Below are 6,995 nucleotides of genomic sequence, written 5' to 3' on the forward strand. Positions count from 1 at the left end.
TCTAGAAACGTTACGCGCGTCGCGCCTTACTTCGCCCGGCGCGAAGTTGTGCGACACGTTGGGTTAATGTGCGGAGATCTGGGATCAGCACCACGTGCTCGGCATCGTCGGTACTGCGAACAGTGGCGGCACCGTCCTGGCCTCCGATCCATAGCGGGATTTTTGCCGCGTCCTTGCGGAGGTTTGCCAAAGCTTCGATGGCTTGAACCGCTCGGGCACGATTCGCTGCGTTCACTACGCTAAGCCCGACCGCACGCACGGAAGCTTGCTCCGCAGCAGAACACAGGTCTGCGGCGGGTACGCTTGCGCCGAGGTAACACACGTTGAAACCCGAATCGGCAAGGACGAGCGCGGCTAGCAACAGCCCGAACTCGTGGAGTTCGCCCTCTGGGGTAGCGAGCAAGATACGTGGCTCACTCGCGGCGTGACGGCGATTCCACAGAATTCCGGCGAGCAAGTCGCGCAAAATGGCGGAGAGAAAATGCTCGTGAGCGACCGTGAGGGCACCGCGCATCCACCGCTCCCCGACCTCATGCAGGAGGGGAGTAAGGATCTCTTCCGCGAGAGGCGATGCCCCAAAGGCGAGCAACGCATCGCCGAGGAGACGTTCAATCGCCTCGCGGTCGAAGCGGCGCACGGCTTCGAGCACTTCGTTCGCAAGCTTTAGTCGCACGGCGGATTGCTCGGGTGAGCTGGACAGCGGTGAGCCGAGAGGCAGCGCCGCGGGTACAGGTGGTTTGATCGGCGAGGCGTCGACCTGCAGGATCGTGGCGAGCTCTTCGTTAGGTAGCCGAGCGACATCGCCGATAGCGCGACCAGAGCCGACAACCGCGGCGAGAAGCTGGAGTCGCTCGACATCTGCGGCAGAGTATAAGCGGGCGCCGCGTGGCCCGCGCACCGGATGCACCGCGCCGTAGCGGCGCTCCCAAGCACGAATGAGATCGGGAGTCAGCCCCGTCAGCCGCGCGACGTTGACGAGGTTGAACCGCGCGTGGCCGGGTTCCGGAGCACGTGACCGACTCGTATGTGCTGGGCTCATGGACCTAACCTCTGCACGCAGTGTAACGAAGCCCACCGGCGTGTCAATATATGTCCAGACACATTCGGACAACAGTGCGGAGGGCATGCTGAGGGAGGCGCAAGTGAAGGCGGAAGAGGAGACTCTCGTGCACGCGCACGCCTCTGCCCCGTTGGGGTGTTTCGGAAAACGGCGACCGCGAGCAAGGCGGGGCAAGTTTTGCGACCGGTGATGACGGAAGTGAATCTGTGGGTCCTATGGTTTTGCGAGTCCCGCAGGCGATTCGCGCATTAGGACTGAGCAATATTGGCGTGGAGTTCGCCTGGTAGTACCGTGCGAATCCAGGGGATGCGAAGATGGGACATTGGCGAGCACTCCGCAGAATTGCGGCGATTGCGATTGGTTGCTGCCGATCAGTGTGGAAGCCGGATGCAGCTTGTGTCGCCCTTCGCGCGCGCAACCGGTGTTCTTTGCCAGCTCGGGTAGCGGGTGTAGATCGCGAGTTCGTGGGACGGAGTGCGTTTCGCAGAAAGAGTAGCTGCGAGGTCGCCTTCACCGCCGGAATAGGTCGGCAATGACGGGTGAAGGTCGAACAGGAGTGACACGAACGGGTACACGGTCCGAGGAATGCCGCGTCTGGCCGCGGTCCGGGAGTGGGAGATTCGGCACGCAGAGAACAGCAGGTTCGGGGTATGTGCCGGCGCTTGGTTTTCGTTGGCTCACTCCTTTATACGACACGGTTGTGCGAGCCTCGACGAAGGAACGCACGTTCAAGCATGCCCGAATCGAACAGGCTCATAATCGACCGCAGCAAAGGGTGCAGGATCTGGGGTGTGGCACCGGTACGCTGGCCATTTGGGTCAAGCAACAGCGTCCCGAGGCCGAGGTGACGGGCACGTATGCAGACCGTGACGTGTTGCGCCTTGCTTTGCGCAAGGCCGACCAAGCTTCCGTTTCGGTGCGATTCGATCAAGCCTTCGCCGAACGCCTCCCGTATCGTGATGCAGTGTTTGATCGGGTCGTATCGAGCTTGTTTTTTCATCACCTCTCATGGCAGGCAAAATTGGATGCGGCACGGGAGGCATTTCGGGTGCTGAAACAAGGCGGTGAGCTCTACGTGGCAGACTGGGGTGGCCCCACCAACGCTTTGATGCGGGCGTTGTTTCTCTCGATTCAACTTTTGGACGGGTTCGCGAACACTCGCGATCACGTGCGTGGGAAACTGGCGTCGATTTTTGAGCAGGCTCAATTCGTGCAAGTGGGCACGGTGCGGACCTTCAGCACAGTGTTCGGCACCATAGCGCTCTACCGTGCTGTCAAACCGGCCTCGTAAATGCGGTGTGCGGCGAGGTGTTCGTGGCAAACCAAACGTCGAGGCAGCGGCTGGGCCGCGGGCCAGGTCGGGCCGCGCAGCGGGCGTCAGTACCGGCCGCGGTGGTGCGTCCGGGATCTGCGCCTCGACAAGCGTGGAGCGCTGAGCGGGCACGGGCTAGAGAGGAGAGCCATGCGGCGTGCCCTGACGAAATTGCAGTGGGTTGTGGCAGTGTGGGCGACGGTGCTCGTCGTTGGCCGGGCCGGTGGGACGGTTGACGGTGGGAAGGCCGCCTATCTCCGCTACTGTGCAAATTGCCATGGCGGAGAAGGAAGAGGCGATGGTCCGGACGCCTCCCGCTTCGTGCGGCCGCCACGCAATTTGCGCGAAGGCGTGCTGCGCGCATATAGCGGAGACGAGTTGGTCGATCGCGTGTTTTCCGGCCGTCATCTGGCATTGCAGATGGATCCGACAAGACTGGCCGACTTGACCGCAGAGGCGGACCAAATCATCGAGCACTTGCGGCGCCTCTCGCGCGCTCACTGGCCGCAGGTGGAGCGCGGGTGGGCGCTGTATACGGTGCGTTGTTCCACCTGCCATGGCCCGTACGGGAATCCTCCCGAGTTCCTTCCCCAGGGTGTCAAGCGCCCGCGCCATTTGTCGGATCGCGCTTGGCAGGAAGCCGCGAGCGACGCCGCGCTGCTGGCTGTGGTCCGGCACGGTCGCGCTGGGATGCCGGCCCTCGTGCCGCAAATCAGCGCCGACGAAGCGCGCGCCCTGCTTACATTCGTGCGCTTGTTGTCGCCAGGGTTCGAGCGATACCAAAGGGTGTGCGCAGTTTGTCACGGCGACGACGGCCGTGGGGTAAAGGCGACGAGCGGCGAAGTGGTGAAGCTTCCACAGGTGCGTTTCGACCGCGGGTATTTTGCCTCGCGCTCGCAAGCGCAACTTCGGGCCGCCGTGTTGCACATGGTGCAGGAGCATGAACCGGCGATGCCGCACTTCGCTACCGTACTGGACCGCGACACCATCCGTGCAATCGTCGAGTATCTGCGAGGACTGCCGTGAGATGCCGAGGCTGGGCACAAATTTCTCGGCAACGTGCGGCGGTTGCGGTGTTTGCCTCCCTGTGGCTCTGGGCCGGGTGCCGAGCGGATTCAGAACGCGAGCGAGCGGTGTCCCCAGCAGCAATCCAACAGCCGCGCTTGCCAGACGGTGAGGCTGGGAGGGTTCTCGAAAGAGCCATTGCCGCTGCAGGAGGCTGGACTGCTTGGTCCGCACTCAAGGATGTAACCTTTGTGTCGACGCTCACAATTTTTGATGCCCGGGGCGATGCAACTTCGGAAACGATCTTCTTGCATAAACAGCCGTTGCATCGCGGCCCGATCCTGCGCATGGAGTCGATCGGTTTGCGCGACGAAATTCTCTTCGGATACGATGGACGTTCTTCCTGGATGTTGCGCGGCGGGAAATGGGTGGAAGAACCGCGGGAACGGATGTTCACAGAGTTTCATGGAATCAGTTCTGCGTTGTCCTTTGGTCTGCCCTTCGTTTTGGCAGAAACAAAGGGAATCACCGTGGAATACGCCGGACAAGAAGGCGACGAAGATGACCGCTGGGAGAAGCTGCGGGTCCGCTATGCGGAGGAATTGCGTTCGCCGATCCGTTGGGCGGTGCTCTACTTTAGCGAGAAGAGCGGGTTGCTCGATCGCGTGTACGCTCAGGTCGACGCCCCGTTTCTTCAACATCCGATTTGGCTGGGCCGTTGGCGGGAGTATCGCCAGCTCGGCGGTATCCGGCAGGAACGGCTGCGATCGTTTTATCCGGCCGATTCCGCTGGCTTCCCTGTGGCCGGATTGGCTGCAGAGCAGTTGATCGAGCATGTCCAATTCAACTTAGGTTTACCGGCTTCTTTGTTCGAACGACCACGACGCAGCGACGGCGCCTCCCTTGCCAGCGGCGCTCCTAACGCGGGGATGGTGGCGTGGGTGCTCCATCGTTCTGGTCATCGAAGCGCTGGCTCTTTGGGTGCACGCCCGGCAATGCCTCGATGATGGAATGCGCCCGCGCAAACCTACGAGCATGGTAGAAGTTGAGGCCAAGTTCATCGCTCAAAGCGACGAGCTGTGGGAAATGTTCGCAAAGGGCGGAGAGCTTGCCGGGTGCGCAGTGCGCCTCAAGAGGCGAGAGCGGCTCAGGTCCATTTATTTGGATACGCCTCAATGGTCACTTCTCCTAACGGGAATCGCGCTCCGCATCCGTGCGCACGAGGGAGCGCCTGGCTGCGAACTCACGGCGAAATGGGCAGGTGCTGTTGCTGCGGGAATCCACCGCAGGTCCGAATATACGACTGAACTCCCGCGGCGGCCGAGGTTGCCACTGCGCGAACTGCCACCCGAGCTTGTACCGCTGTTAGTCCCGGTTGTTGCAGGCCGACCACTCGTTCCTGTGTTGGTGACCGAGGTCGACCGAACGACCTTCCGCATTTTGTCCCGTAGTGCCCGATCCACACGGGAATTGGCGGAACTCGCGCTCGATTGGGTTTCTGTCGGATCCGACCCGCGTGCGCTGAAACTTCAGTATCGTGAGGTGGAATTGGAGCTGAGATCCGGTGCGAAAAAAGATCTCGTGCGCCTCGCTCAGGACCTGGAAAGGCGGTTTGGTTTGCGCCGGCATCGCTTTTCGAAATTCGAGCGTGGGTTGCGCGCGGCATACACTCGGGTGCCCAAATTTGGAGTGCCGGCTCGGCCTCGCAAGAAGTACGAAATCGTGGCAAGCGCCCTCGAACTTTTGCGCGCTCGCGATCGAGCGTTGCGGTCGAAGGTGAGCAGGGAAAACGTCGCCTCTCACATTCGCTCGCTCGAAAGTGCATTGCTGGCGTTGAGCGCACGGGAGCAAACTAAGGTGTTGTCTGTCGTCATGGGCCTGCAGAGGCGGCTCGCGAAGGCTGAGGGACTGCTCGAATTTATCGAGCAAGGCAGGCTCTCCGCCTCGGGAGGCAGGCTCCAGGAGAAGCTTGCGATGGCGGCGGCTAACCTGATTTCCAAAGTGTTGGCAAGCCGGGATTACTTTGATTTTCTGGTGCGACTGGAGGTGCTGGCGTTTGGCGATCGGATACCGCTGCCGAAGCACGATGTGTGAAGGACAGGCGCAATGGAAGGTCGAAAACTGCTTTACCTAATCCGCCATGCGCAAGCCGAACGGGCTCGGGCAGGCGTGGGGGATGCCGATCGCACGCTGACAAGAGAAGGACGGGAAGATACGGTACTCGCGGCGCGCGGTCTCAAGCGGTTGGGCGTGAAATTAGATGTGGTGCTGACAAGTCCGCTACGCCGGGCGCAGGAAACTGCCCGTTTGTTGGCTTTAGGACTTCAGGTGGATGTCGTCAGGCACGATGCGTTAGCTCCCGGGTCACCGCCGGATGAGCTGCTACTATCCCTTGCGGAATTCAGCAATGCGGCCTCGCTTGCACTTGTTGGTCACGAGCCTGACATGGGTCGGTTAGCCTCGGTGCTGTTGGTGGGCGATCCACTGAGGATCGAAATGCCGTTCAAACCAGGGCAGGTCGCAGCCGTGGAAGTCGGCGCGATTCCGCCCCGTTGTCCCGGACTACTCCGTTGGTTCGCCACTCAGCAGCAGCTCAGCTTCATCGGCTCCTAACTGTTGTGATTCCAGCGCTTGTCCAGAATGCTTCTCGGTCCAGTCGTGCTGGGAACCTTGCTCTTGTTCCGCAAATTCTGGCTGCACGGTGGTGCTGGTGTCGTCCTGTTGGTACTCCGCGCCATCCGGTGCTCCTGAGGGACTGTCCACTTCGGGGTCCTGCCCGGCTACGGCATCCCCATCAGACTCGCTGGGCTGGAGCCGCCGCACGCTTAGTTCCAGACTGGTTAGCGTTTCCTGTGGACTTGCGAGCGGCGGGGCCTCGAAGAATAGCGGCCCTGACGCGGGCACGAACTTCATGTCCGACACGCACCCGGCGCTGCCGTCGCGGACGGATCCGCTCCCGTACACACCCTGACGACCTGCACTCACCGGTAACCCGCTGAGAGGCCTCCCGGCGTCGAAGATGGGGAGTTCAGTGGATTCGCGTACGGAACCTGCGGATTCCGCGATTGTCCGGCTTCGCTCTCGTAGGGGCCCGCCGGTTTCGCGTACGCTCCCTACACTGCCTACTTGCGCCGGTGCTTTGGATCCGTTGCTTGCGAGTGCCAGAACTGCGACTGTTGCCCAGGCAATCGTACGACGCATCGGCCCAACACCCTACCCTGGTGGGGTGGGCGCGGCAAGCGGGGAAGCCAGTATGGGGCGACGACCAGCGCACCTAGCCGTACTGCTCTGTTGTTCAGACTCGCGATGTCAAGACAAAGCGCGCTGTTATCAGCGGCACACGCCAGTGCGGCGGGCTGCCTCTGCCACAGCCTCGCCCACCCGGTAAGCAACCGATTTATCAAGCGGGTTCGGCAAGATGCGCTCTGGAGTTGGCTCCAAGACGGTTTCGGCTAGGGCCTGGGCGGCGGCGACCTTCATTTCCTCGTTGATGACTTTGGCTTTGGCGTCGAGCGCGCCGCGAAAGACTCCAGGAAAAGCGAGCACGTTATTGATTTGGTTGGGGAAGTCGCTGCGTCCTGTCCCCACGACCACGGCGCCAGCGGCGCGGGCAAGGTC

General features: G+C 61.7%; 8 protein-coding genes. 5 read left to right on the forward strand and 3 right to left on the reverse strand.

What is annotated here, in order from left to right; all coding sequences use genetic code 11:
• Positions 1-10: 10 nt before the first annotated feature.
• Positions 11-1,039, reverse strand: a complete 1,029-nt coding sequence (locus N3C12_10235) for a MerR family transcriptional regulator (protein MCX8072814.1) — start codon at positions 1,037-1,039, stop codon at positions 11-13.
• A gap of 673 nt (positions 1,040-1,712) precedes the next feature.
• On the opposite strand from N3C12_10235, the gene N3C12_10240 reads away from it, so the two are divergent.
• The 5 genes from N3C12_10240 (at position 1,713) to sixA (ending at position 5,990) form a co-directional block, all read left to right on the forward strand.
• Positions 1,713-2,351, forward strand: coding sequence for a class I SAM-dependent methyltransferase (locus N3C12_10240; protein MCX8072815.1), 639 nt, complete (start codon positions 1,713-1,715; stop codon positions 2,349-2,351).
• 171 nt (positions 2,352-2,522) lie between these two features.
• Positions 2,523-3,398: a c-type cytochrome gene (locus N3C12_10245; GenBank protein ID MCX8072816.1), complete on the forward strand. Its 876-nt coding sequence runs from the start codon at positions 2,523-2,525 to the stop codon at positions 3,396-3,398.
• 107 nt (positions 3,399-3,505) lie between these two features.
• Positions 3,506-4,384 carry a hypothetical protein gene (locus N3C12_10250; GenBank protein ID MCX8072817.1) on the forward strand — a complete coding sequence of 293 codons (879 nt, stop codon included), beginning with the start codon at positions 3,506-3,508 and terminating at the stop codon, positions 4,382-4,384.
• A gap of 28 nt (positions 4,385-4,412) precedes the next feature.
• Entirely contained in the window at positions 4,413-5,471 is a 1,059-nt protein-coding gene (locus N3C12_10255) for a CYTH domain-containing protein (protein MCX8072818.1), read from the forward strand.
• A gap of 12 nt (positions 5,472-5,483) precedes the next feature.
• Positions 5,484-5,990 (forward strand): phosphohistidine phosphatase SixA, encoded by a 507-nt coding sequence (gene sixA, locus N3C12_10260; protein MCX8072819.1) that lies wholly within the window; start codon positions 5,484-5,486, stop codon positions 5,988-5,990.
• Here the strand turns inward: sixA and N3C12_10265 are convergent.
• Entirely contained in the window at positions 5,940-6,578 is a 639-nt protein-coding gene (locus N3C12_10265; GenBank protein MCX8072820.1) for a hypothetical protein, read from the reverse strand. The two genes, sixA and N3C12_10265, sit on opposite strands and share 51 nt — an antisense overlap.
• Positions 6,579-6,707: 129 nt before the next feature.
• On the reverse strand, positions 6,708-6,995 hold a 288-nt coding region (locus N3C12_10270; protein ID MCX8072821.1), incomplete at its 5' end, for an NAD-dependent malic enzyme.

The sequence above is a fragment of the Candidatus Binatia bacterium genome (genome assembly GCA_026415395.1).
In the GTDB taxonomy this organism is placed as follows: domain Bacteria; phylum Desulfobacterota; class Binatia; order HRBIN30; family HRBIN30; genus HRBIN30.